Annotated in this window: 1 protein-coding gene; it reads left to right on the forward strand. The window is 71.2% G+C overall.

The genetic code is table 11. The features are described 5' to 3' along the window. Positions 1 to 548, forward strand: a 548-nt coding sequence (locus EOC06_RS38385) for an AMP-binding protein (RefSeq protein ID WP_164899057.1), incomplete at both ends; no start/stop codon positions are given.

Here is a 548-nt window from a genome sequence, read left to right on the forward strand (position 1 = left end):
CTGCCGGCTGCGGAGCGTGCGTATCTGCTGGAGGAGCTGAACCGGACGGCGGCGGCCTATCCGTCGGAGCGGTGCATCCATGAACTGTTCGAGCAGCAGGTGCAAAAGGCGCCGGAGGCGGTGGCGCTGGTCTTCGAGGACGAGCGGTTGAGCTATGGCGAGCTCAATGCGCGGGCCAACCGGCTGGCGCATCATCTGATCGGGCTCGGGGTCAGGCCGGATCAGCCGGTGGCGATCTGCCTGGAGCGCAGCCCGGCGATGGTGGTCGGGCTTTTGGCGATCCTCAAGGCCGGCGGCGCCTATCTGCCGCTGGACCCGGCCTATCCCTGCGCGCGGCTGCGGCAGGTTGTCGACGATGCCGCGCCGCGGCTGCTGCTTTGCGACGCGGCCGGCCGCGCCGCGCTCGGCGCCGAGGCGCTGGCCGATGTCAGTGTGGTCGATCTGGAGACGGTCACCCCGGCCTGGGCCGAGCTGCCCGCCTGCGATCCCGACCCGCGCGCGCTCGGCCTGACCGCGCGCCATCTCGCCTACATCATCTACACCTCCGG

The organism is Mesorhizobium sp. M7A.F.Ca.MR.362.00.0.0, from assembly GCF_004023175.1.
GTDB lineage: Bacteria > Pseudomonadota > Alphaproteobacteria > Rhizobiales > Rhizobiaceae > Mesorhizobium.